This is a genomic window from Micromonospora sp. NPDC005305, from assembly GCF_040607315.1.
In the GTDB taxonomy this organism is placed as follows: Bacteria; Actinomycetota; Actinomycetes; order Mycobacteriales; family Micromonosporaceae; genus Micromonospora.
Genome location: NZ_JBEXGL010000004.1, coordinates 71,897 through 94,717, shown reverse-complemented (window position 1 = coordinate 94,717; position 22,821 = coordinate 71,897). Strand labels below are relative to the sequence as shown.

The 22,821-nt window shown below is 72.8% G+C and carries 22 protein-coding genes; 9 read left to right on the top strand and 13 right to left on the bottom strand.

Annotated elements, in window-relative coordinates; all coding sequences use genetic code 11:
- Position 1: 1 nt before the first annotated feature.
- The gene (locus ABZS80_RS08625; RefSeq protein ID WP_355055143.1) at positions 2-517 is read left to right on the top strand and encodes an O-acetyl-ADP-ribose deacetylase; all 516 of its coding nucleotides are present in this window, start codon (positions 2-4) and stop codon (positions 515-517) included.
- Here ABZS80_RS08625 and ABZS80_RS08620 read toward each other — a convergent pair.
- From ABZS80_RS08620 to ABZS80_RS08590, 7 genes are all read right to left on the bottom strand, one after another.
- Entirely contained in the window at positions 514-1,419 is a 906-nt protein-coding gene (locus tag ABZS80_RS08620) for a GNAT family N-acetyltransferase (protein ID WP_355055142.1), read from the bottom strand. The genes ABZS80_RS08625 and ABZS80_RS08620 overlap by 4 nt on opposite strands.
- Before the next feature lie 57 nt (positions 1,420-1,476).
- Positions 1,477-2,484 (bottom strand): LacI family DNA-binding transcriptional regulator, encoded by a 1,008-nt coding sequence (locus ABZS80_RS08615; RefSeq protein ID WP_151460899.1) that lies wholly within the window; start codon positions 2,482-2,484, stop codon positions 1,477-1,479.
- 19 nt (positions 2,485-2,503) lie between these two features.
- A complete protein-coding gene (locus ABZS80_RS08610) occupies positions 2,504-3,871 on the bottom strand; it encodes a GH1 family beta-glucosidase (RefSeq protein ID WP_355055141.1) in 1,368 nt (455 codons plus the stop codon).
- On the bottom strand, positions 3,868-4,701 hold the full coding sequence (locus ABZS80_RS08605; RefSeq protein ID WP_355055140.1) for a carbohydrate ABC transporter permease: 834 nt from the start codon (positions 4,699-4,701) through the stop codon (positions 3,868-3,870). Before ABZS80_RS08605 ends, ABZS80_RS08610 begins: the two co-directional genes overlap by 4 nt.
- Positions 4,698-5,687: a sugar ABC transporter permease gene (locus ABZS80_RS08600; protein WP_355055139.1), complete on the bottom strand. Its 990-nt coding sequence runs from the start codon at positions 5,685-5,687 to the stop codon at positions 4,698-4,700. Before ABZS80_RS08600 ends, ABZS80_RS08605 begins: the two co-directional genes overlap by 4 nt.
- A 70-nt stretch (positions 5,688-5,757) precedes the next feature.
- Positions 5,758-7,068, bottom strand: a complete 1,311-nt coding sequence (locus tag ABZS80_RS08595) for an ABC transporter substrate-binding protein (RefSeq protein ID WP_355055138.1) — start codon at positions 7,066-7,068, stop codon at positions 5,758-5,760.
- 196 nt (positions 7,069-7,264) lie between these two features.
- Positions 7,265-8,020 (bottom strand): maleylpyruvate isomerase family mycothiol-dependent enzyme, encoded by a 756-nt coding sequence (locus ABZS80_RS08590; protein WP_151460894.1) that lies wholly within the window; start codon positions 8,018-8,020, stop codon positions 7,265-7,267.
- Between the two features lie 70 nt (positions 8,021-8,090).
- Here ABZS80_RS08590 and ABZS80_RS08585 point away from each other — a divergent pair, with 70 nt between their 5' ends.
- Positions 8,091-9,182, top strand: a complete 1,092-nt coding sequence (locus ABZS80_RS08585; RefSeq protein WP_355055137.1) for a UDP-N-acetylmuramate dehydrogenase — start codon at positions 8,091-8,093, stop codon at positions 9,180-9,182.
- Here the strand turns inward: ABZS80_RS08585 and ABZS80_RS08580 are convergent.
- Both ABZS80_RS08580 and ABZS80_RS08575 read right to left on the bottom strand, forming a co-directional pair.
- On the bottom strand, positions 9,179-9,964 hold the full coding sequence (locus ABZS80_RS08580) for a class I SAM-dependent methyltransferase (RefSeq protein WP_355055136.1): 786 nt from the start codon (positions 9,962-9,964) through the stop codon (positions 9,179-9,181). The genes ABZS80_RS08585 and ABZS80_RS08580 overlap by 4 nt on opposite strands.
- Positions 9,964-10,728 (bottom strand): SDR family NAD(P)-dependent oxidoreductase, encoded by a 765-nt coding sequence (locus tag ABZS80_RS08575; protein ID WP_355055135.1) that lies wholly within the window; start codon positions 10,726-10,728, stop codon positions 9,964-9,966. Before ABZS80_RS08575 ends, ABZS80_RS08580 begins: the two co-directional genes overlap by 1 nt.
- A gap of 171 nt (positions 10,729-10,899) precedes the next feature.
- On the opposite strand from ABZS80_RS08575, the gene mshA reads away from it, so the two are divergent.
- From mshA to ABZS80_RS08560, 3 genes are all read left to right on the top strand, one after another.
- The gene (mshA, locus tag ABZS80_RS08570; RefSeq protein ID WP_355055134.1) at positions 10,900-12,261 is read left to right on the top strand and encodes a D-inositol-3-phosphate glycosyltransferase; all 1,362 of its coding nucleotides are present in this window, start codon (positions 10,900-10,902) and stop codon (positions 12,259-12,261) included.
- Between the two features lie 48 nt (positions 12,262-12,309).
- Positions 12,310-12,843: a YbjN domain-containing protein gene (locus ABZS80_RS08565; protein WP_355055133.1), complete on the top strand. Its 534-nt coding sequence runs from the start codon at positions 12,310-12,312 to the stop codon at positions 12,841-12,843.
- 76 nt (positions 12,844-12,919) lie between these two features.
- Positions 12,920-13,843, top strand: coding sequence for a hypothetical protein (locus ABZS80_RS08560; protein ID WP_355055132.1), 924 nt, complete (start codon positions 12,920-12,922; stop codon positions 13,841-13,843).
- Between the two features lie 379 nt (positions 13,844-14,222).
- On the opposite strand, the gene ABZS80_RS08555 is transcribed toward ABZS80_RS08560, so the two are convergent.
- Both ABZS80_RS08555 and ABZS80_RS08550 read right to left on the bottom strand, forming a co-directional pair.
- Entirely contained in the window at positions 14,223-15,479 is a 1,257-nt protein-coding gene (locus tag ABZS80_RS08555; RefSeq protein ID WP_355055131.1) for an MFS transporter, read from the bottom strand.
- Between the two features lie 104 nt (positions 15,480-15,583).
- Positions 15,584-16,909, bottom strand: coding sequence for an MFS transporter (locus tag ABZS80_RS08550; RefSeq protein WP_355055130.1), 1,326 nt, complete (start codon positions 16,907-16,909; stop codon positions 15,584-15,586).
- Between the two features lie 150 nt (positions 16,910-17,059).
- Between ABZS80_RS08550 and ABZS80_RS08545 the strand changes: the two genes are divergently transcribed.
- Positions 17,060-17,827: a phosphoglyceromutase gene (locus tag ABZS80_RS08545; protein WP_355055129.1), complete on the top strand. Its 768-nt coding sequence runs from the start codon at positions 17,060-17,062 to the stop codon at positions 17,825-17,827.
- A 49-nt stretch (positions 17,828-17,876) separates the two neighbouring features.
- On the opposite strand, the gene phoU is transcribed toward ABZS80_RS08545, so the two are convergent.
- Positions 17,877-18,530, bottom strand: coding sequence for a phosphate signaling complex protein PhoU (gene phoU / locus ABZS80_RS08540; protein ID WP_355055128.1), 654 nt, complete (start codon positions 18,528-18,530; stop codon positions 17,877-17,879).
- Positions 18,531-18,742: 212 nt separating this feature from the next.
- On the opposite strand from phoU, the gene ABZS80_RS08535 reads away from it, so the two are divergent.
- The 3 genes from ABZS80_RS08535 to ABZS80_RS08525 all read left to right on the top strand — a co-directional run bounded on the left by ABZS80_RS08535 (position 18,743) and on the right by ABZS80_RS08525 (position 21,932).
- On the top strand, positions 18,743-20,035 hold the full coding sequence (locus ABZS80_RS08535) for an ATP-binding protein (protein ID WP_355055127.1): 1,293 nt from the start codon (positions 18,743-18,745) through the stop codon (positions 20,033-20,035).
- A 22-nt stretch (positions 20,036-20,057) separates the two neighbouring features.
- A complete protein-coding gene (locus ABZS80_RS08530; RefSeq protein WP_355055126.1) occupies positions 20,058-20,741 on the top strand; it encodes a response regulator transcription factor in 684 nt (227 codons plus the stop codon).
- A gap of 648 nt (positions 20,742-21,389) precedes the next feature.
- Positions 21,390-21,932: a hypothetical protein gene (locus ABZS80_RS08525; RefSeq protein WP_355055125.1), complete on the top strand. Its 543-nt coding sequence runs from the start codon at positions 21,390-21,392 to the stop codon at positions 21,930-21,932.
- Positions 21,933-22,132: 200 nt separating this feature from the next.
- On the opposite strand, the gene ABZS80_RS08520 is transcribed toward ABZS80_RS08525, so the two are convergent.
- The gene (locus ABZS80_RS08520; protein WP_355055124.1) at positions 22,133-22,807 is read right to left on the bottom strand and encodes a response regulator; all 675 of its coding nucleotides are present in this window, start codon (positions 22,805-22,807) and stop codon (positions 22,133-22,135) included.
- Positions 22,808-22,821 lie beyond the last annotated feature (14 nt).

Here is a 22,821-nt window from a genome sequence, read left to right as displayed (position 1 = left end):
CATGGAGACGGTCCTGATCGAGGGGGACATCACCGCGCAGCAGGTCGACGCCATCGTCAACGCGGCCAACTCGTCGCTGCTCGGCGGCGGGGGCGTGGACGGCGCGATCCACCGCGCGGGTGGACCGGCCATCCTGGAGGAGTGCCGGGCACTGCGCGCCTCCCGCTACCCGGACGGCCTGCCCACCGGCCAGGCGGTCGCCACCACGGGCGGCCACCTGCCGGCCCGCTGGGTGGTGCACACCGTGGGGCCGGTCTTCTCCCCGCGCGAGGACCGGTCGGTGCTGCTGCGCGACTGCTACGCCAACAGCCTCCGGGTCGCCGACGGGCTGGGCGCGGCGCGCGTCGCCTTCCCGCTGATCTCCGCCGGCATCTACGGCTGGCCGGTCGAGGACGCGGTGGCGCAGGCGCTGGCCGCGCTGCATGCGGCCACCCCGGCGTACGTGACCGAGGCCCGGCTGGTGCTCTTCGGCGCCGACACCTACGCGACCGCTGTCCGGGTCGCCGCGGGGCGCTAGTCGAGGTCGCGCAGGCAGGACCACTGGCTGCCCACCGGCCGGTAGCCCAGCCGGGTGTTGATCGCCAGCATCGGCCCGTTCGCCTCGTCGTTCGAGGTGTACGCGGTGCGTACCCCGTTGGCCGCCGCCCGGTGCAGCGCCGCCTGCTTCGCCAGGCGGGCCAGCCCTCGGCCACGGTGCTCCGGGACGGTGCCGGTGAAGTCCGACCACATCCGGTCGCCGTCCCGCTTGACCAGGCTGACGGCGGCCAGCGTGCCGTCCATCTCGACCAGCGTGCTGGCGCCCTTGTCCAAGCCCACGTTCTCCCAGACCTCGTGGTGCCAGATCTCGTAGCCGAGCGCGTCCGTGGGGACGTCGCCCGGCTCGTCCACCGACGCCTCGGCGTCCACCCGGTGGATCCGGCGCGGGTCCACCTCGGCGGCCGGCAGCAGCCGCACGCCGGGCGGCGGCTCGGGCATGGGCGGGGCGGGCCGGAGGTCCAGCGCGGAGTAGCGCAGCTCGCGACTGGGCGCGAAGCCGTGCCGGCGGGCGAACGGGAGCGACTCGGGCTGGGACCAGGTGAGCAGCCGCTTCGCCCCGATGTGGCGCAGGTGGCCGAGCGCGGCGTCCAGGAGGGCCGTGCCGACTCCCCGGAGCCGGTGCGCCGGGTGGACGTGCAGGGTGGAGACCTCGCCGACGTTCGCCTCCGAGGTGTGGCTGTTCCGGTACGCCGACACCCAGCCGACCACCTGCCCGTCCACCTCCGCCACCCAGGCCTCCCAGTCCTCACCGGGCGGCGGCTGGGCGATCATGCGGCGGGTCGACTCGACGCCGCGCACCAGGTACGGGTGGACGACGGCGCGCAGCGCCACCACACCGGGTGCGTCCTCGGGGCGGGCAGGTCGGATCGGGTTCTCAGTCATCGGGCCGACCCTATGGCCGCCGCCCACCCGCCCGCGACGGGTTTACCGGGCGGCCGGTCACGCCGAGTCGCGGACGACCAGTTCGGTGGGGAGCAGCAGCGCCAGCTCGACCTGCTCGCCCGCGGCGATCCGGAGCAGTTGCCGGGTCATGGCCCGCCCCAGCTCCACTATCGGCTGCTTCACGGTGGTCAGCGGCGGTTCGGTGTACGCCGCCGTCTCGATGTCGTCGAACCCGATCATCGCCACGTCGTCCGGCACCCGCCGGCCGGCTTCCCGCAGGGTGCGCAGCGCGGCGTGCGCCATGAGGTCGGACGCCGCGAACACCGCGTCCAGCTCCGGGTCGGCGGCGAGCAGTTGCCGCATGGCCGCCGTGCCGGACTCCCGGGTGAAGTCGCCGTACGCCACCAGCTCCGGCAGGCCGGCGGCGGCGACCGTCTCGCGGTAGCCGATCAACCGCTCGATGCCGGCGACCATGTCCTGCGGCCCCGCGATGGTGGCGATCCGCCGCCGACCGTTCGCGATCAGGTGGCGGACCGCCTCGGCGACCCCGCCCACGTGGTCGACGTCGACGTACGGGACTTGGGCGCCGTCCAGCGGGCGGCCGCTGCACACCACGGGGATGCCGAGCTGGGCCAGTCGCCCGGGGAGCGGGTCCTCGCCGTGCAGGGAGGCGAACAGCACCCCGTCGACGTGCCGCCCGGTGGTGTAGCGCTCGACCCGCTCGTGCCCGGCCGGCGAGCCCGCCAGCATGAGCACGAGCTGCTTGTCGGCCGCCTCCAGTTCCTGGGCCGCGCCGCGGATGATCCCCGGGAACACCTGGTCGTCGGAGAAGACCCGGGTGGCCGCCTCGGGCAGGACCAGCGCGATCGAGTCGGTGCGCTGGGTGACCAGGCTGCGGGCGGCGAGGTTCGGGACGTACCCCAGTTCCTCGACGGCCCGGCGGACCGCCTGCTGGATCGGTTCGGCGACGGTGGTGGAGCCGTTGACCACCCGGGAGACCGTCGCCCGGGACACCCCGGCCCGTCTGGCCACCGCCTCCAGGGTCGGTCGCTGTGCCGTCGTCATCCCCGTCACCACCACCTCGTCACAGCCCGTTCCGGGAGATCACCTCCTGGTACCAACGGGCACTCTCCTTCGGTGTGCGCCGCTGGGTCAGGTAGTCGACGTGGACGATCCCGAACCGCTTCCGGTAGCCCTCGGCCCATTCGAAGTTGTCCAGCAACGACCATACGAGATAACCGCGCAGGTCGACGCCGCGGGAGACCGCGTCGTGCGCCGCGCGCAGGTGCCCGTCGAGGTAGGCGATCCGGTCGGTGTCGGTCACCCGGCCGGTCCCGTCGATGTCCCGGTCGGGGAAGGCCCCGCCGTTCTCCGTGATGAACAACGGTAGGCCCGGGTGGTCGGCGGCCACCCGCTCCAGCAGCCGGGTGAGGCCGGCCGGCTCGATCATCCATCCCGTGTCGGTGAGCGGCCCGACCGGCGGCAGGAACTCGACGCTGCCCGCGGTGCCCGGGTACGCGCTGTTCCCGGCGCCGCCCGTCCGGCCGGCCACGTAGGTGGGCGAGTAGTAGTTGATCCCCAGCAGGTCGAGCGGCGCGGCGATCAGCTTCTCGTCCCCGTCCCGGAGGAAGTCCGGTTCGACGATCCGGCTCAGGTGGGCCAGCACGTCGTCCGGGTAGCCGGCGCCGGTCAGCGGGCCCAGGAAGATCCGGTTCTGCAGGCCGTCGACCAGCCGCACGGCGGCGGCGTCCGCCGCGCTGCCGCCGTCGGCCGGCCGCACGTCGGCCAGGTTGAGGGTGATCCCGACGGCCTCCGCGCCGGCCGCCCGCAGCGCCCGGGCCGCCAGGCCGTGCCCGAGCAGCAGATGGTGTACGGCCCGGAACGTCGCTCCCGCGTCCCGCCGGCCCGGCGCGTGCACGCCGTTGCCGTAGCCGAGGTAGGCCGAGCACCACGGCTCGTTCAGCGTGGTCCAGGTGCGGACCCGGTCGCCGAGGCGCTGGTGCACGGCGAGGGCGTGGTCGGCGAAGTGCTCGGCGGTCTCCCGGACGGTCCAGCCGCCCCGGTCCTCCAGCGCCTGCGGCAGGTCCCAGTGGTAGAGCGTGACGAACGGGTCGATGCCCCGGGCCAGCAGGGCGTCCACCAGCCGGTCGTAGAAGTCCAGGCCGCGCGGGTCGACCGGGCCGGTGCCGTCGGGCCGGATCCGGGGCCAGGCGACCGAGAAGCGGTACGCCCGCAGCCCCAGGTCCGCCATCAGCGCGACGTCCTCGGCGTACCGGTGGTAGTGGTCGCAGGCCACGTCGCCGGTGTGCCCCTGGAACACCCGGCCCGGCGTACGGCTGAAGGTGTCCCAGATGGACTCGCCGCGGCCGTCCTCCCGGGCGGCGCCCTCGATCTGGTACGCGGCGGTGGCCGCCCCCCAGACGAAGCCCTCGGGGAACCGGAGTTCCGTCACGCCTTCACCGCGCCTTCCATGATGCCGCCGATGATCTGCCGCCCGAACGCGACGAACACCAGCAGCAGGGGGAGGGTGGCGATGGCCGTCCCGGTGAACACCTGCGACATGTCCTGGTAGTAGCCGTCGGACAGGGCGCGCAGCGACAGCTGCACGGTCGGGTTCTCCGGGTCGTTGAGCACGGCGTACGGCCACAGGAAGTCGTTCCAGGTGGTCATGAAGGTGAGCAGGCCCAGCACGGCGGCGGCCGGGCGCAGCGCGGGCAGCACCACGTTCCAGTAGATCCGCGCGGTGTTGCAGCCGTCCATCCGCGCGGCCTCGATCAGCTCGGTGCTGACGGCCTGGCCGGCGTACTGGCGCATCATGAACACGCCGAACCCGGTGACCAGCGCGGGCACGATGACCGCCGGCAGCCGGTCGTTCCAGTTCAGCTTCGTCATCAACAGGTAGAGCGGGATCACGCCGAGCTGGGTGGGCACCATCATGGTGGCCACGATGACCAGCAGCAGCGCGTTGCGCCCGCGGAAGCGCAGCTTGGCGAAGGCGAACCCGGCCAGGGTGGAGAAGAAGACCACGGAGATGGTCACCGTGCCGGCCACGATCGCCGAGTTGACCAGCCCGGTGAGGAAGTACGCGTCGGTGTTGGTGAACAGCCGGGCGATGTTGGCGCCGAGGTTGCCGCCCGGGGTGAGCGGCGGCGGGACCTGGCCCATGGCGTCGCTGGTCCGGCTGGCCACCACGAACATCCAGTAGATCGGGAAGATCGACATCAGGGCCGTGACGGCCAGCGCCAGGTAGGTGAGCCGGCCGGCCGACCAGAGGCGGGTCATCGGGGGTCCTCCTTGCGCGCGCCGCCGCCGAGGCGGCGGAGGAGCAGGACGTTGACGGCCGCGACCACCGCGATGAGCGCGAAGAGCAGCCAGGCGATTGCGGAGCCGTAGCCGAAGTTGTAGTGCGGCGCGAAGGCGTTCTCGAACATGTACATGGTCACGGTCTGCGACTCGCGCTGCGGCCCGCCGCGGATCGCGTTGGTGCCCGAGTTGAACAGGCGGGGCTCGGTGAAGAGCTGGAGGCCGCCGATGGTGGAGATGATGACCGCGAAGATGATCGTCGGCTTGAGCAGTGGCACGGTGATCGACCAGAACTGCCGGGCGCGGCCGGCGCCGTCGATGGCCGCGGACTCGTAGAGGTCGCGCGGGATGGCCTGCATGGCGGCCAGGAAGATCAGCGCGTTGTAGCCGGTCCACCGCCAGTCGACCATGGCGGAGATGGCCACCCAGGAGGCGAGCCGGTTGGCCTTCCAGTCGATCGCGTCGACGCCGACGTGGTCGAGCAACCAGTTGATCATGCCGAAGTCGCGGCCGAAGAGCACCGCGAAGACGATCGCCACCGCGGCCGTCGAGGTGACGTTGGGGATGAGCACCGCCATCCGCCAGGTGGTCCGGGCCCGGAGCTGCCGGTTGAGCAGGTTGGCCAGCCAGAGCGCGAGCAGCAGCTGCGGGACCGTGGAGATGACGAAGATGCCCAGGGTGTTGACCACCGAGTGCCAGAAGTCCGGGTCGGCCAGCAACTCGCTGTAGTTGTCGAGCCCGACGAACGGGTGGTCGGCGCCGAGCAGGTCCCAGTCGTGCAGCGAGACCCAGAAGGTGTAGGCCAGCGGGTAGATCCCGAAGACCCCGAAGAGCAGGAAGAACGGGGCGATGTACAGGTAGGGCGAGTACCTCGTGTCGAACCGGCTGAGCCGGACGCTTCGGGAGGGGCGGGTGGTGCCGGGCGTCGGTGCGACCGGCGGGCGGGCGTCGAGCTGGACTGCCATGGCCCGGGACTCCTTTCCGCCGTGCGGGCGGCACCCGTCGACCGGGGACCGCCCGCACGCCTGGCTCGGGTTACTTGGCAGCGGCCTTCTCGGCGTTTCCGACCGCGTCGTTCCAGCCCTGCTCCGGGCTGCGCTTGCCCAGCTCCACCGAGCGGACGGCGTTCTCCACCTCGGTGCGGACGGCCTGGTTCTTCGGGCCCATGTAGACCGGCTTCAGGTTCTTGGCGCCCTCGGCGAAGATCCTGCCGACCGGTGCCGTCGAGAAGTACGCGTTCGTCGAGTCGACGATGGCCGGGTCCGCCAGCGCCTGCGGTGAGGAGGGCAGCGGGCCCTTGGCCTTGAACGCGCCGAGCTGGCCCTTGGCGCTGGTCAGGAACTTCGCCAGCTCGATCGCCGCGGCCTGGTGCTTGCCCTGCTTCGGCACCGCCAGGAAGGAGCCGCCCCAGTTGCCGCCGTTGCCGGGGACCTGGGCGATGTCCCACTTGCCCTTGGCGCCCGGCCCCGCGTTGCCCTCGATGACGCCGGTCATCCACGCCGGGCAGGCGATGGTCGCGAACTTCGACTGCTTGAACGCGGACACCCACTCCTCCGACCACGACCCGTACCGGCCGGACAGGCCGGAGTCGATGATGTCCATGGTGGTGTCGTACGCCTGCCGGACCGCCGGGTTGCTGTCGACGACCAGCTTGTCGCCGGTGTCGTAGTAGCTGTAGCCGGTGGTGTTGCCGGCGGTCTGGAGCAGGATGGTGTTGAACGTGTTGGTCGCCGCGTCGAGGAACGCGGCGCCGGTGTTCTTCGCCTTGAACTGCTCGCCGACCTTGATGTAGTCCGGCCAGGTGGGCCAGAGCTTCGAGACGGCCTCGCGGTCGGTGGGCAGGCCGGCCTTGGCGAACAGGTCCTTGCGGTAGCACATGGCCATGCCGCCGACGTCGGTGCCGAGGCCGATGAGCTGCTTGCCGTCGGCGGTGAGCCCCTGGTTCCACTTCCAGTCGAGGAAGTTGCCCTTCAGGTCGGCGGCGCCGTGGTCGAGCAGGTTGACGAAGTTCTGCGGGTTGGCTTTGTACTCGACGAGCAGGCCCTCCTCGATGGCGACGATGTCGCCCGCGCCCTTGCCCGCGGCGAGCCACTGGGTGAGCTTCGGCGAGTACTCGTCCAGGTTGCTGCCGGTGCCCCGCTCGACGATCTTCACGTCGGGGTGGCTGGCCATGTACTCCTTGTAGAGCTCCGCGTAGCCGAACTGGCCGAAGACATCGACGGTGAGCGTGACCGGGCCACCGGCGGCGGCCTCGTCGTCACCGCCTCCGCAGGCGGTGGCGCCCAGCAGCGCGGTGGTGGCGACCAGGGCCACCGCGGCCAGGCGGCGGCGCGTGAAGGTGACCATCTCTTATCTGACCCCTCTAGGTGTATCGGGTGGTGGCGGGCGGTTCCGGTACTCAGAGAGCGCTCTCACGACAGGGTGGTGGCTGCCCCGGACCGTGTCAAGAGAGCGCTCTCAGAGCGTCCGGAAAAAGGCGGAGAGTGGCGCTCCGGTGGGAAACGCCGCTCTCCGCCCGATGCCGCACGACCCCCCGGCGGGGTCAGCCCACCCGCAGCCCGTCGAGCAGGCGGCGGTCGCCCGCCACCCCGAGGGCGTCGAAACTGATCCGGCCCATCACCGCCAGCAGCAGGTCACTGGCGGTGCCGGTGATCTGCGCCCGGGCGTGGTGCTCGTCGTGGTCGAGGATCGTCGCGGTGTCCAGCAGGGCCATCCCCTCGCCGCGCAGCCGCAGGTACCACTCCTGGGCGGCGTCGGTCGCGGTCAGCTGGACCACCCCGTGCCACTGGCCGGGCTGGACCCGCCGGCCCGCCGGCAGCCAGGTGTCCAGCACCTCGCTCACCCCGTCGGCCGCGAGCTTCGCCTCGATCGGCTCACCCGCGCCGATCGCGAGCTGGGCGTCCCAGCGGTGCACCGCGGTCTCGTGCGCCGCCCGGCGCGGCCAGAAGGCCGCCTTCTTCGGCTGCGGGGCGAAGTTCCACGCCGGCGCCTCCGGGTCCAGCGTCTCGAAGAGCGCCAGCAGCCGCTCGTACTCCTGGCCGTACCACTGAGCCGGCGTGAGGCCGGCCGGCGGCTCCGGGTCGTGCCGCTCCGGACGGCTGGTCGTCCCGGCGGTCAACACCGTGCGGGCCCAGACGTACATCCTGGTGAGGTGATGGGCGAGGTCGGAGACCGTCCAGCCGGGACAGGACAGCACCGGAGTGTCGGGGGGCGCCTCCGCGACGGCGGCGGCGAAGGCGGGACCCTCCGTCCGCAACGCGCCGATCCAGAAGTCCTTCGTGCCGTGCAGTCTGCTCATCGCAATCCTCCCGGGGGTGACCGGGCCACCAGTGGGTGCCGCGGCTACCCCTCAGCCTAGGGTGAGAGGCGTGTCAGACGTCTACGCCGAACCGACGACCGGAGCCGCCCCGACCGACCCGGCCACCCTGGCGCGCTACACCACGCTGCGCCTCGGCGGCCCCGCCGGGCGGCTGGAGGTCGCCACCAGCGCCGACGAGATCGTCCGGAAGGTCCAGGAGGCGGAGGCCCGGGAGCAGGCCGTCCTGCTGCTGGCCGGCGGCAGCAACGTGGTGATCGGCGACCAGGGCTTCCCGGGCGCCGTCGTGCTCATCCGCTCCCGGGGCTTCCAGGTGGTCGCCGAGGACACCGACACGGTCACCGTACGCGTCGAGGCCGGCGAGCCCTGGGACGACCTGGTCGCCGCCACCGTCGAGCGCGGCTGGTCGGGGCTGGAGTGCCTCTCCGGCATCCCCGGCTCGGCCGGCGCCACCCCGATCCAGAACGTCGGCGCGTACGGCCAGGAGGTGGCCGAGACGATCACCGCCGTGGAGGCGTACGACCGCACCCGGCGCGTTGTGGTCCGCATCCCGGCGGCGGACTGCGGGTTCGCCTACCGGGGCAGCATCTTCAAGTACAGCGACCGCTGGGTGGTGCTCTCGGTCGACTTCCGGCTCACCCGCTCGCCGCTGTCCGGCCCGGTGCGCTACGCCGAGCTGGCCCGCGCGCTCGGCGTCGAGGTGGGCGACCGGGTGCCGCTGGCGGACGCCCGGGCCACCGTGCGGCGGCTGCGCGCCGGCAAGGGCATGGTGCTCGACCCGCAGGACCCGGACACCTGGTCGGTGGGCTCGTTCTTCACCAACCCCGTGCTGGAGCCGGAGGCGTACGAGCGGCTCCGGGAGCGCGCCGCCGACCTGGGCGAGCCGCCGTCCTGGCCGTGCCCGGGGGACATGGTCAAGGTGAGCGCGGCCTGGCTGATCGACAAGGCCGGCTTCGGCAGGGGCCACACCGGCCCCGAGGGCGTCGCCATCTCCACCAAGCACACCCTGGCCCTGACGAACCGCACCGGCGCGGCAAGCACGGCGTCCCTGATCGCCCTGGCCCGGGAAATCCGCGACGGCGTGCAGACCCGCCTCGGAGTAACCCTGCACCCCGAACCCGTCCTGATCAACTGCGCCATCTAGCCCGCGGGGGCGATCGCCGGCCAGGGGAGGGTCAGTTCGCCCAGGCGCCAGCGGCGGGGGCGGTCCAGGACGGGCCAACCGGCCGCCTTCACGGCGGCCACCGTCCTCGTCCAGCGGTCGCGGGGACCGAAGGGGGCGTAGCCGGCGGTGGCGTGCCAGGCGCTCTCCAGGGCCTGGAGCAGGTCGTGGATCGGTTCGCCGGGGATGTTGCGGTGGATGAGCGCCTTGGGCAGCCGCTCGGCGAGCTGGGCCGGGCTCTCCAGGGTGGTGAGCTTCGCGGCCAGGGTCAGCGTGCGCGGGCCGGTGGCGTCGAGCAGCACCCAGGCGCCGAGCCGCCCCAGCTCGTCGCAGGTGCCCTCGACCAGCAGCCCGCCCGGGGCGAGCCGACCGGTGACCGTACGCCAGGCGTCGGCCACCTCGCCCTCGTCGTACTGGCGCAGCACGTTGAACGCGCGCACCAGGGCGGGACGCAGCCCGGCCAGCTCGAAGCCGCCCCGGGCGAAGGTGAGCCCGGGCGGGTCGGCGGCCGGCTGGGCGGCGGCCACGCGTACCGGATCGATCTCCAGCCCGACCACCCGGACGTCGGCGCGGACGGCGGCGGCGAGCCGGGCCCGCAGCTCGACGGCGGTCACCGGGGTGGCGCCGTAGCCCAGGTCGACCACGAGGGGGTCGGCGGCGGCGCGCAGCGCGTCGCCGCAGGCCGCGGCGATCCAGTTGTCGACCCGCCGGAGCCGGTTCGGATTCGTCGTGCCCCGGGTGACGACCCCGAGCGGCCGGACCATCAGGAGGTCCGGTGCACCTTGTGCTGCGCGGCCTGCGCCAGCGGGCGGACCACGAGCTGGTCGATGTTGACGTGGTGCGGGCGGGTGGCGCACCAGGCGACGCAGTCGGCCACGTCCTCGGCGACCAGCGGTTCGGCCACCCCCGCGTAGACGGCGGCGGCCCGGTCGGCGTCGCCGCCGAAGCGGACCAGGCCGAACTCCTCGGTCTTCACCATGCCCGGGTCGATCTCGATCACCCGGACCGGCCGGCCGCACAGCTCCAGCCGCAGCGTGCCGGCCATCGCCGTCTGCGCGTGCTTGGCCGCCGTGTAACCGCCGCCGCCCTCGTAGACGACGTGCCCGGCGGTGGAGCTGACGATCACGACCGTGCCGGCGCCGGAGGACTCCAGCGCGGGCAGCAGCGCCTTGGTGACCCGGAGCGTGCCGAGCACGTTGACGTCGTACATCCACTGCCAGTCGCCGACGTCGGCGGACTCCACCGGGTCGAGGCCGCGCGCCCCACCGGCGTTGTTCACCAGCAGGGTGACCGGGCCGGGCGCGGCGGCGGCCGCGGCGGCGAGACCGGCGACCGACCCGTCGGAGGTCACGTCGCACTCCACCGCGGTGGCCGCGCCGCCGGCCGCCTCGATCTCGGCGACCAGGCCGGCCAGCCGGTCGGTACGCCGCGCGGCGGCGAGCACGTGGAAACCTTCGGCGGCCAGCCGGCGGGCGGTGGCCGCGCCGATCCCGCTGGACGCCCCGGTGACGATGGCGACTGAGGTCATCCGGTCATTCTCACCCGCCGCCCCGCTCGGCGCGGTGATGAGGTCCGTCACGCCGGGGACCCGCCGCGGCGCATTTCCGAAGCCCGATGGGGAAGATGACATCCGGCGCGGAGGTTGACCGAGAAGCGCCGGTCGTGCGGGACGGCATCAACCGTGACAGAGGGAGCGGACGTGGCGGATTTGCACACCGGTGTCGGTCGTCAGCGAGGTGCCCTGCCGTGGCCCCGGCCGCGCCGCATCGCCACCCTCTCCGTGCACACCTCGCCGCTGCACCAGCCCGGCACGGGCGACGCCGGCGGCATGAACGTCTACATCCTGGAGGTCGCCCGGCGGCTGGCCGAGGCCGACGTCGAGGTGGAGATCTTCACCCGGGCCACCTCCGGCGACCTGCCGCCGGTGGTCGAGATGGCGCCCGGGGTGAGCGTCCGGCACGTCATGGCCGGGCCCCTGGAGGGGCTCACCAAGGAGGAGTTGCCCGGCCAGCTCTGCGCCTTCACGGCCGGGGTCCTGCGCGCCGAGGCGGCCCGCCCGCCGGGCCACTACGACCTGATCCACTCGCACTACTGGCTCTCCGGTCAGGTGGGCTGGCTGGCCAAGGAGCGCTGGGGCGTGCCGCTGGTGCACACGGCGCACACCCTGGCCAAGGTCAAGAACGCCCAGCTCGCCGCCGGGGACCGGCCCGAGCCCAAGGCCCGCGTCATCGGCGAGGAGCAGGTGGTCGCCGAGTCCGACCGGCTGGTCGCCAACACCCGGGTCGAGGCCCGCGACCTCATCGACCGGTACGACGCCGAGCCGGCCCGGGTGGCCGTGGTGGAGCCCGGCGTGGACCTGGACCGCTTCCGCCCGGCCCCCGGCGACCGGGACGCGGCCATGCTGGCGGCCCGCCGCCGCCTCGGCCTGCCGACCGGCGGCTACGTGGTGGCCTTCGTCGGCCGGATCCAGCCGCTCAAGGCCCCCGACGTGCTGATCCGGGCGGTCGCCGCGCTGCGCGAGCGGGAACCCGCCCTCGCCGACGAGGTGACCGTGGTGATCTGCGGCGGCCCGAGCGGCACCGGGCTGGACCGGCCCACCGCCCTCATCGAGCTTGCCGGCTCGCTCGGCGTGGCCGACCGGGTGCGGTTCCTCCCGCCGCAGACCGGCGACGACCTGCCCGCCCTCTACCGCGCGGCCGACCTGGTCGCGGTGCCCTCGCACAACGAGTCGTTCGGGCTGGTCGCGCTGGAGGCCCAGGCCTGCGGCACGCCGGTGCTGGCCGCCGCCGTGGGCGGGCTGGTCACCGCCGTCCGGGACGGCGTCAGCGGCGTCCTCATCGACGGCCACGATCCGGTCGACTGGGCCCGTACGCTGGCCCGCCTGCTGCCCGATCGGCTGCGCCGGGCCACCCTGGCCCGGGGCGCCCAACGGCACGCCCGCGACTTCTCCTGGAATCGCACGGCTTCCAGCCTGCTCGCCGTCTACGGCGAGGCGATCGCCGAGCACCGGGTCCGGCTGGCCGGCCGGCTCGGCGACCCCGCCCTCACCTGTTCCTGGTGAGCGCCGCCGGCCCGGCGGCCTCCGGTGCTCGGCCGTAGAGTGGGTGCGATGAGCCGCAGGAGTGAGGTCGCCGCGCTGATCGAGGCCGTCTGCGCCGAGCGCGAGCTGGAGTGGGAGTCCACCGGCGAGACGTCGTACGCGGTCACCCTGCCGGGCACCCACAAGCTCAAGACGATCTGCAACCTCATCGTCGGCGAGCACGCGCTGCGGGTCGAGGCGTTCGTGATGCGCCAGCCCGACGAGCGCCGCGAGGAGCTGTGGGCCTGGCTGCTCCAGCGCAACGCCCGGATGTACGCGGTGTCCTTCTCCATCGACGCGGTCGGCGACGTCTACCTGACCGGGCGGGTCAACCTGTCCGGGGTCGACGAGGACGAGCTGGACCGCCTGCTCGGGGCGGTGCTGACCTACGCCGACGAGTCCTTCGACAGCATGCTGGAGATCGGCTTCGGCACCGCCATCCGCCGGGAGTGGGAGTGGCGGGTCAAGCGGGGCGAGTCGACGGCCAATCTGGCCGCGTTCGCCCACCTCTTCGAGCCCTCGGCCCCGGCCGGCTCGGCCGCCGGAGGTTCGGACCCGTCCTGACGGGTATGCCGCACCGCGCGGTGCGGCACTTGGGACCCACCGCGTGCCGAGGACGGACTGTCGAGGAGCGTGTCCCATGGCTCAGCGGAACAGCTCAAGTCGCGGCACGACTGCGACCAAACGCAAGCCCGGCAACCAGACTCCGAACACCCCGGGCATCAACGAATCCGAGATCTCCCGGATGAGGGTCGACGACATCCGGGGCCAGCTGCGCCGGCGCGGGGTCTCCGGGATCTCCGCCATGCGCAAGCCGGACCTGGTGAAGACCATGGTCCGGACGCTGCGGTCCGAACAGGGCGGGGCGGCCCGGAAGAGCACCGGCCCGGCGGGCCGGCCGTCCGCGACGAAGAAGACGGCCGCGGCCAAGAAGACGACCGCGGCGCGCCGGACCGCGCCGTCGCGGGCCAAGGCCGCACCGGCCGCGAAGGCCACCGGCGCCCGCGCGAAGGCGGCGCCCGCGAAGAAGGCGGCGGGCACCCGCGCCAAGGCGGCGCCCGCGAGGAAGGCGGCGGGCGCCCGCGCGAAGGCGGCCCCGGCGAGGAAGACGGCTGCCAAGGCGGCGCCCGCGAAGAAGGCGCCCGCCGCGGCCGGGCCGGCCCGGGCACGGGGTACGGCCGCAACGACCACCCGGATCCGGAGCGGGCGGTCGGCGTCCCGGTCGGTGAGTTCGTCCCAGCAGATCATGTCCCTGGACGATCGTCCCGAGCGTCCGGGGCGGAGCCTGGTGACGACCAACCACGAGGTCATCCAGCGTTGGGCCCGGGCCCGCAACGCCAAGCCGGCCACGATCGCCGGCACCGAGCGCGGCGACCGACCCGGCGTGCTGACGTTCAACATCCCCGGATACCGGGAGAGCAGCCGAATCCGTGAGGTGAGCTGGGACGACTGGTTCCGGACGTTCGACCTGCGCGGCCTGAACCTGATCTACCAGGAGCAGATGCGGGACGGCCGGCAGAGCAACTTCTTCCGGACCGAGAACCCGAATCGCGAGGACGGCTGAGGTTTAGGGGAATGGCCGACGGGGATTCGCTTGTTGGCCAGGGAAGAGACCGGAGCAGGGACAGCCGGGTTTCCGACACGGATGCTGTGACGGGTAAGACAGCGATCCGGGTTGAATCCGGAATCCGGGCGAACTAACTTTATTGCACCGCGCCACGCTTGGAATCGTTCGGGGGAGCGGCGGATCGATCAGATCCGCGCAAGCGAGGTGCGAGGATCGGATGGAGCACACCGTTGGGGGACGGTGCCATCCGTGGAACCGGCGGCGCGAGCGGGCGACGCTTACGGGGGTGAGGGTCGCCCGCCGCCGCCGGGCGTACGGTGCGAGCGCCCATCACGACGGGGGTCGTGGTGGGCGCTCGAGCCGTTTCCGGGGAGGGTCAGCGCCCCGCCGGCACCGTCTTCGACCGTTCCGCCGCCGCCCGCAGCGCGGCGACCCGGCGTTCCCGGGGCGGCCCCGCCAGCAGATGACCGGCCGCCGCGACCAGGCCCAGGGCGCCCACCACCAGCCAGTGTCGCTCATTCAGATGCTGGAGGCTGAGCCCGCCCAGCGCCGGCGCCACGAAGGACGCGGCCGGGAAGGTCAGGTAGAACACCGACTGGTAGCGGGCGCGCAGCTCGGGCGGCGCGAGATCCGCGTTGATCTGCGCGTTCGGCGGCGCGGCGAGCATCTGGCCGACCGTCCACACCACCGCCGCGCCCAGGTAGAGCGGCAGTCCGTCGGCGACGGTCAGCGCCCCGAAGCCGAGCGCCATGAGCCCGGTGGAGACCGCCAGGACGGTCGACTTCCGGAAGGGCTCGATGAGCCGGGGCACGAAGAGCTGCCCGACCACGATCAGCGCGCCGCCGAGCGCCACCACCAGCCCGTACGCCGAGGGGCTCAGGCCGTCGGCCCGCATCGCGAGCGGCATGATCGTTGAGGTCTGCATGGTGAGCACGGCCAGCAAAAAGGTCAGCCCGACGAAGGTCAGGAAGGTGCGGTCGGTCAGCGCGGTGTGCAGCCCGGGCCGCCGGCCCGCCACCGCGCGCACGGTGACCGCCGGGCGGCGGGTGAGGGTCTCCGGGACCTTCAGCGCGATGACCACGGCGGCCGCCAGCGTCGCCGCGGCGTCGACCAGGAACAGCGCCAGGAAGCTCGCCTCGGCGAGCACCCCGGCCAGCAGCGAGGCCACCGCCATCCCCAGGTTGAACGCCCAGAACTGGAGGTTGAACGCGCGGGAGCGGCGGGCCTCCGGCACCACGTCCACGATGGCGGCCACGAACGCCGGGCTGGGCATCGAGTGCACCACCCCGACGAGCGCGGCCAGCACGGCGATGACGGCCAGGTGCCGGCTGAACGCCAGCGCCACCATGAGTCCGGCCGCGCCCAGGTGGGCGGCGAGCAGGGTGGACCGCCGGCCCCACCGGTCGGCCAGCACCCCGCCGAGCAGCGTGCCGGCCGCGCCGCCGGCCCCGTACGCCCCGACCACCAGGCCGGCGAGCGACGCCGAGGCGCCCCGCGCGGCCGTCAGGTAGAGCGACAGGAACAGCATGGCGAAGGCGCCGGCCCGGTTGATGAGCAGCCCGGACCAGAGGTACCAGAAGGTGGCGGGGAGCCCGCCGGCCGTGTCGTCCCACCAGCGCCGCAGGCCGCGCACCCGTCCTCCTGGGAAAGTTTGTTAACCGATCCGCCCTGCTGACCGTAGTGGCCCGTCCCGGCGTTCGCCTGGTGGCGCTGGTCACGACCGCCGGATGGCGTACCTCAGGAGCCGGCGCGGACCGGTTCGGCGGGCGCGGTGGCCGCGGCCTCGGCCGCCTCCGGCACCGGGGTCCGGACCACGGTGACCGGCGTGACCAGGGCGCCCGCGCCGCGGAGCCGGGTCGCGCGCCGCTCCCGGGCCGGGCCGGAGATCAGGTGGGCCACCGCCATCACGGCGCCGACCACGGCGCAGCCCAGCCAGAGCGCGGTGTTGCCGGCGTGCTCCCGGAGCAGGCCGCCGAGGACCGGCGCGGTCGCGCCGGCGAGCTGCCAGGAGAGTGAGAAGGCCCCCTGGTAGCGGCCGCGCAGCGCGGCGGGCGACAGCTCGGCGATGAGGGTCGCGTTGGACGGCGAGTTGAGCATCTCGCCGACCGTCCAGATCAGCACGGTCAGGCCGTAGAGCCAGGCGGTGTCGGCCAACGCGGTGAGCCCGAACCCGGCGCCCATGACCAGCGCGGCGAGCGCCAGCACGTGCGAGCGGCTCCGCCCCCTGATGAGCTTGGGCACGAAGAGCTGGCCGACCACGATCAGCACGCCGTTGAGCGCGATCACCGAGCCGTAGGTCGCGGGGCTCAGCCCGGAGTCGCCCATGGCGATCGGCAGCATCGAGATGTGCTGGAGGAAGACCAGCGCGCCGAACAGGTTGAGGGCCACGAAGCCCAGGAAGACCCGGTCGCCGAGGATGGTCCGCAGGGCGCCCGCGGGGGCGGCCGCACCCTTGCTCACCGAGCCGGCGTGCGCCGACCGGGTCTCACCGACCCGGGTGAAGATGATCAGTGCGGTGACCAGCGTGGTCGCCGCGTCGACCAGGAAGAGCAGCAGGTAGCCGGACTGGGCGGCGACGCCGGCCAGCACCGCGGCGCAGGCGAAGCCCAGGTTGATCGCCCAGTAGTTCAGCGAGAAGGCGCGCAGCCGGTCCTTCTCCGGCACCACGTCGACCATCATGGCGCCGAACGCGGGACGGGCGGCCTCGGCGAAGGTGCCGAGCAGCAGCGCACCCAGCGCCACCGCCCAGAGCGGCCGGGCCAGGCCGAGCGCCACCATCATGGTGGCCGCGCCGAGATGCGCCGTGAGCAGGGTGGGCCGGCGTCCCCACCGGTCGGTCAGGGTGCCGCCGATCGTGGTGCCGACCGCGCCGCCGACGCCCCACAGCCCGATGACCAGGCCGGCCTGCGAGGCCGAGAAGTCGCGCTCCTGGGTGAGGTAGATGGCCAGGAAGACCAGGACGAACGAGCCGAGCCGGTTGATGAGGGTGCCGGTCCAGAGGTACCAGAAGGTCCTCGGCAGCCCGCCTGTCGTGTCCCGGAACCAGCCCCGCACCGTCCGCATCCCCGCGCCCCCGATTGGTAATGACCGAGCTATCCTCTGTGCCTTACAACCTAGTGCCGCCCCGGAACGCCGGTCATCAGCTTTTCCACGTGGCGGTCGTCACGACCCGTCCCCGCGTGTCCGCCGACGCGGTACGGCAGGATGATCCGCATGACTGCGAGCGAGGGGCCCACCGTCGGGACGCTGGTCCTGCTGCGGCACGGCGAGAGCGACTGGAACGCCAAGAACCTCTTCACCGGCTGGGTCGACGTCGACCTGACGGCCAAGGGCGAGACCGAGGCGCGGCGCGGCGGTGAGCTGCTCCGCGAGCACAACCTGCTGCCCGACGTGGTGCACACGAGCGTCATGCGCCGTGCGATCCGCACCGCCGAGCTGGCGCTGAACGCCGCGGACCGGCACTGGATCGCGGTGCGCCGGTCGTGGCGGCTCAACGAGCGCCACTACGGCGCCCTGCAGGGCAAGAACAAGAAGCAGACCCTGGACGAGTACGGCGAGGAGCAGTTCATGCTCTGGCGCCGGTCCTACGACACCCCGCCGCCGCCCATCGACGACGCCGACGAGTGGTCGCAGGTCGGCGACCCCCGCTACGCGCTGCTGCCCACCGAGCTGATGCCGCGCACGGAGTGCCTCAAGGACGTCGTCGACCGGATGCTGCCCTACTGGTACGACTCGATCGTGCCGGACATCCTGGCCGGCCGGACCGTGCTGGTGGCGGCGCACGGCAACTCGCTGCGCGCCCTGGTCAAGCACCTCGACGAGATCTCCGACGAGGCGATCGCCAAGCTGAACATCCCCACCGGCATCCCGCTGCGCTACGACCTGGACCCGAACCTGCGCCCGCAGGTCCTCGGCGGGACCTACCTGGACCCGGACGCGGCCAAGGAAGCCGCCGCCGCGGTCGCCAACCAGGGCCGCTGACCCGACGACGAAGGCCCCCGGGTGACCGGGGGCCTTCGTCGTGTCCGGCTCAGCCCGCCGAGGGCGTGGTCTCGCCGGTGATCAGGTAGACCACGTGCTCGCCGGCGTTCACCGCGTGGTCGGCGAAGCGCTCGTAGAAGCGGCCCAGCAGGGTCGCGTCGATCGCGGTCTCCACCCCGTACGGCCAGTCGTCGCCGAGCAGCACGCCGAAGAGGCTCTTGTGCAGGTCGTCCATGGTGTCGTCGTCGCGGTCCAGCTCGGCGGCCAGGTCGGCGTCGGGCTTCGCCAGCACCGAGGCGATCTTCTCGGCCATCCGGTCGGCGATGGCCGCCATGTCGGTGAAGACCGGGCGCAGCTCGGCGGGCACCGCCGGTGACGGGTGCCGGCGCAGCGCCGTCTTGGCGACGTGGTCGGCGAGGTCGCCCATCCGCTCGAGGTCGGCGGCCACGTGCAGGGCGGTGATCATGGCGCGCAGGTCGGAGGCGACCGGCGCCTGCCGGGCCAGCAGGTCGCAGACCCGCTCCTCCACGTGCCGGTACAGCTCGTCGATCTCGGCGTCCCGCGCGATCACCGTCTCGGACGCCGAGCGGTCCGCGGTGAGCAGGCCCCGGGTGGCCTGCCGCATGGCCGCCCGCACCCCCTCGGCCATGTCCACCAGCAGCTGGCTGACAATCTGCAGGTCGGCCCGGAACTCGTCGCGCATCGTCACTTCCTGGGGGGTCGGTGTTCGCCGCACCGACCGGATGGCCGGATACGGCGTGAGCAGGTGCGCGACCCACGGTAGGCCCGGGGAACCGGCGTCAAGATGAACGCGGGTGAACGACGCGGGACCCGCGAGTGAACATTCCCGAAAGTGAGAGTGATTCGTCCCGTTCTGCCCGATCGCCGGGTTAACAATGACCCTACGATCGCCGAGTGGAATGGGCGGTGGCGGTCGCGGTGGCCGTGGCGCTGGTGACCGGACTGGTCGCCGGCCTGCTGCTGTCCGGACCCGTTCAGGAATGGCGACGCCGGTCGGCGTCGCCGGGAGGCAGGACCTCCCGCCGCAGTTCAGGGAGGCTCGCGATTCCCGACGACCAGCAGGGCGGGCTCTCCGGGCTCGGCCGCAAGACCGTCGACGCCCTGCGCGCCGGCGTGGTGGTGCTCGACGCGGACGACATGCCGGTGCTGGTGAACCCCGCCGCTCGGGCGATGGGCCTGCTCCGCACCGGGGCGACACCCGGCTCCATCGCCGCGCACCCCCTGATCCGTACCCTCGCCGGGCAGGTCCGCCGCACGGGCGTGCGCCGTGAGATCGAGCTGGACCTGCCCCGCGGTCGCGACAGCGCGGGCGACAACCCGCTCGGCGTGCACCTGCGCGCCATGGGGCTGGGCGCCGGCTACATCTCGATCGAGGCGGCAGATGTCACCGAGTCGCACCGGCTGGCCCGGGTACGGCGCGACTTCGTGGCCAACGTGAGCCACGAGCTGAAGACCCCGATCGGCGCCCTCCAACTGCTCGCCGAGGCGCTGGTGGACGCCACCGAACCGGCGGGCGACGGGCCGGCCGAGCTGTCCGAGGACATGGTCGCCGCCCGGCGGTTCGCCGAGCGGATCCAGCACGAGTCGACCCGGCTCGGCCGGCTGGTGCAGGAGTTGCTGGAGCTGACCCGGCTCCAGGGCGCCGAGCCGCAGCCCGCCCCCGAGCCCGTCTCGCTGGACTGCGTGATCGCCGAGGTGATCGACCGGACCCGCACGGCGGCCAGCGCCCGGCACGTGGAGATCGTCGTGGACGGGCAGCGCGGGCTCACCGCGTACGGGAGCGACACCCAGCTCGCCACCGCCGTGGCGAACCTCGTGGAGAACGCCGTCAACTACTCGGGCGAGGACACCACCGTCCGGGTGACCGCCCGGGCCACCGAGGAGCACGTCGAGATCGCCGTCGCCGACCAGGGCATCGGCATCGCCCCGAACGAGGTCGACCGGATCTTCGAGCGGTTCTACCGGGCCGACCAGGCCCGCTCCCGGGCAACCGGGGGCACCGGCCTGGGTCTGGCCATCGTCAAACACATCGCCAGCAACCATGGCGGCCGGGTGGATGTGTCGAGCACTCTTGGTGGGGGGTCGACGTTCACCCTCCGGCTGCCCACCCGCCCCCCGGACGACCTGGAGGCGACACTCTCCTCCGCTGAGATCGAGGCCGGCCCGGCCGAGCTCCGGCAGGTCTGACCGACAGGAAAGGAAACACCCGTTGAGCCGCGTACTGGTGGTGGAGGACGAGGAATCGTTCTCCGACGCCCTGTCCTACATGCTCCGCAAGGAGGGCTTCGAGGTCTCCGTCGCCGCGACGGGTCCCTCCGCCCTCACCGAGTTCGACCGGACCGGTGCCGACATCGTGCTGCTCGACCTGATGCTGCCGGAGATGTCGGGCACCGAGGTCTGCCGCCAGCTCCGGCAGCGGTCCCACGTGCCGATCATCATGGTCACCGCCCGGGACAGTGAGATCGACAAGGTGGTCGGCCTGGAGATCGGGGCCGACGACTACGTCACCAAGCCGTACTCGCCGCGTGAGCTGGTCGCCCGGATCCGGGCCGTCCTGCGCCGGCAGACCGCCGACGCGACCGAGTCGGGTGGGCCGACCCTGGCGGCCGGGCCGGTCCGGATGGACATCGAGCGGCACGTGGTGACCGTCGACGGCGGCGCCGTGCAGCTCCCGCTCAAGGAGTTCGAGCTGCTGGAGCTGCTGCTCCGCAACGCCGGCCGGGTGCTCACCCGCGGGCAGCTCATCGACCGGGTCTGGGGCGCCGACTACGTGGGCGACACCAAGACGCTGGACGTGCACGTGAAGCGGCTGCGCTCCAAGGTCGAGCCGGAGCCGTCCGCCCCGCGCTACATCGTCACGGTCCGGGGCCTGGGCTACAAGTTCGAGCCGTGACGGGTTCGCGGGGTCCGGCAGTACGTGGTTGCCGCCGGCGCCGCGAACCGGAGTGAGTCGGCCGCCGCTCGCCAGGGCCGCGGCCTTCGCCCGCCGGCCGGGTTCCACGCCCGTAACCCCAAGGGGTACGCGAACCGCGGACCCCACCGGGCTTCGCCCGGCTACCGGCGGCCGATTCAGCCCGGGTGCCCCAGCCCCGGGCCGGCTCGGCTTGGGATCGAATGTCCGCTCTCGCGCCGGCCCCGCCCCGCTGAGTGGAACGCCATGTGTGTCTCCGGTGCCGGGATACCTCCATACCGTTCCACCGACCGTGTCGGCCTGGGCGGGATGTCCGTTTCGCCGTGTGACCGGCGGCATCCCGACGGTGGAATGGTGGGCGGGCGGGGGTCGTTGTATCCCGTGAACGGCCGAGGACCAGGCCCTGCTCGACGGGGTGGGCCGCCTGCCGGTGAGGTGGGTGTGCCGGGCCCGGAATGACGGTGGGCCGCCGGTCGTTGTACATGGTCCCGGCGCTGCGAAGTGGCTTCGCCCCGCGCGCCGGCTGATCCCCCCAAGACTTTCTTGAGCGCCTGACGGTGCTTGCGCACACCGATACACCGCCGACCCCCATCGGCTGTGTGCGCCAACCCCCGAATGGAGCCATCCGTAATGAACACGATGCTGCGTAAGAGTGTGCTGGGTATTGCTGGTCTGGCTTTCACCGGTGGTGTCTTCGCCGGTCCGATCGCCGCCCACGCTGCTGAGCCGGTGCATACCGCGCCGGTGGCGGTGAGTGTGCAGGGCGCCCAGTCGCACATCGATCTGAACGACGAGCAGACCGCGAACGCCAAGGCGATCATCGCGGCGACGAAGAAGGCCGGCCTGCCCGAGCGGGCCGCGGTCATCTCCATCGCCACGAGCCTGCAGGAGTCGAAGCTGGAGAACCTGGGCCACCTCGGCGATAAGAATGACCACGACTCGCTGGGCCTGTTCCAGCAGCGCCCGACCAGCGGTTGGGGCACGCCGGAGCAGATCACCAACCCCGAGTACTCCACCCTGGCGTTCCTGAAGGGCCTGAAGCAGGTCGACGGCTGGGAGAGCATGCCGCTGACCGAGGCCGCGCAGACCGTGCAGGTCTCGGCCTACCCGGACGCCTACGCCCAGTGGGAGCAGCAGGCCACCGACATCGTCGCCCAGCACTGGAACAGCTGACCAGACAACGACCGCTGGCCGGCACCCCGACAACCGGGGTGCCGGCCAGCGCGTCTCAGCCCAGCCCGAGCCGACCCAGCCCGTTGATCATGAAGTTATTGCCTGGGATAGCGCTTCCATCGGGCAATAACTTCATGATCAACGGGGCGAGCGGACGACCTTGATGATGAAGAGGGCGGTGCCGAGCCGGCCGTACAGAATCAGGCCAGCCAGGTGTAGCGGCGTTCGGGGCGGCCGGCCGCCCCGTACTTCAGGGTGACCTCGGCCCGCCCGGCGGCGGAGAAGTGCTCCAGGTAGCGGCGGGCGCTGACCCGGGAGATGCCGACCCGGTCGGCGCACTCGCTGGCCGAGAGCGTCCCGGAGTGCTCGCGCAGGGCGCGTTCCACCAGCTCGGCGGTCTCCGGGCTGAGGCCCCGGGGCAGGCTCGCGATGGCGGCCGGAGAGCCGCTGCGGGACAGCACCCGGTCGACGTCGGCCTGGTCGGCGACGACCGCCGCGCGCAGCGCGGTACGGCGGACGGCGTACTGCTCCAGCCGGGTGCGCAGCTCGTCGAAGCCGAACGGCTTGAGCAGGTAGTTGACCGCGCCGTAGCGGACCGCCCGGCGGACCGCCTCCGCCTCCCTGGCGGCGCTGATCACGAGCACGTCGCAGTCGTGCCGGGCGGCCCGGAGCCGGGTCACCACGTCGAGGCCGAACATGTCCGGCAGGTAGAGATCGAGCAGAACCAGGTCGGGGCGGAGCCGGTCGACCGCGGCGACCGCCTCCTCGCCGGTGCTGGCCGTGCCCACCACCTGGAAGCCGGCGATCCGCTCCACGAAGCCGCGGTGGATCCGGGCCACCATGAAGTCGTCGTCGACGACGAGTACGTCGATCATCGCGCTCCCTCCGG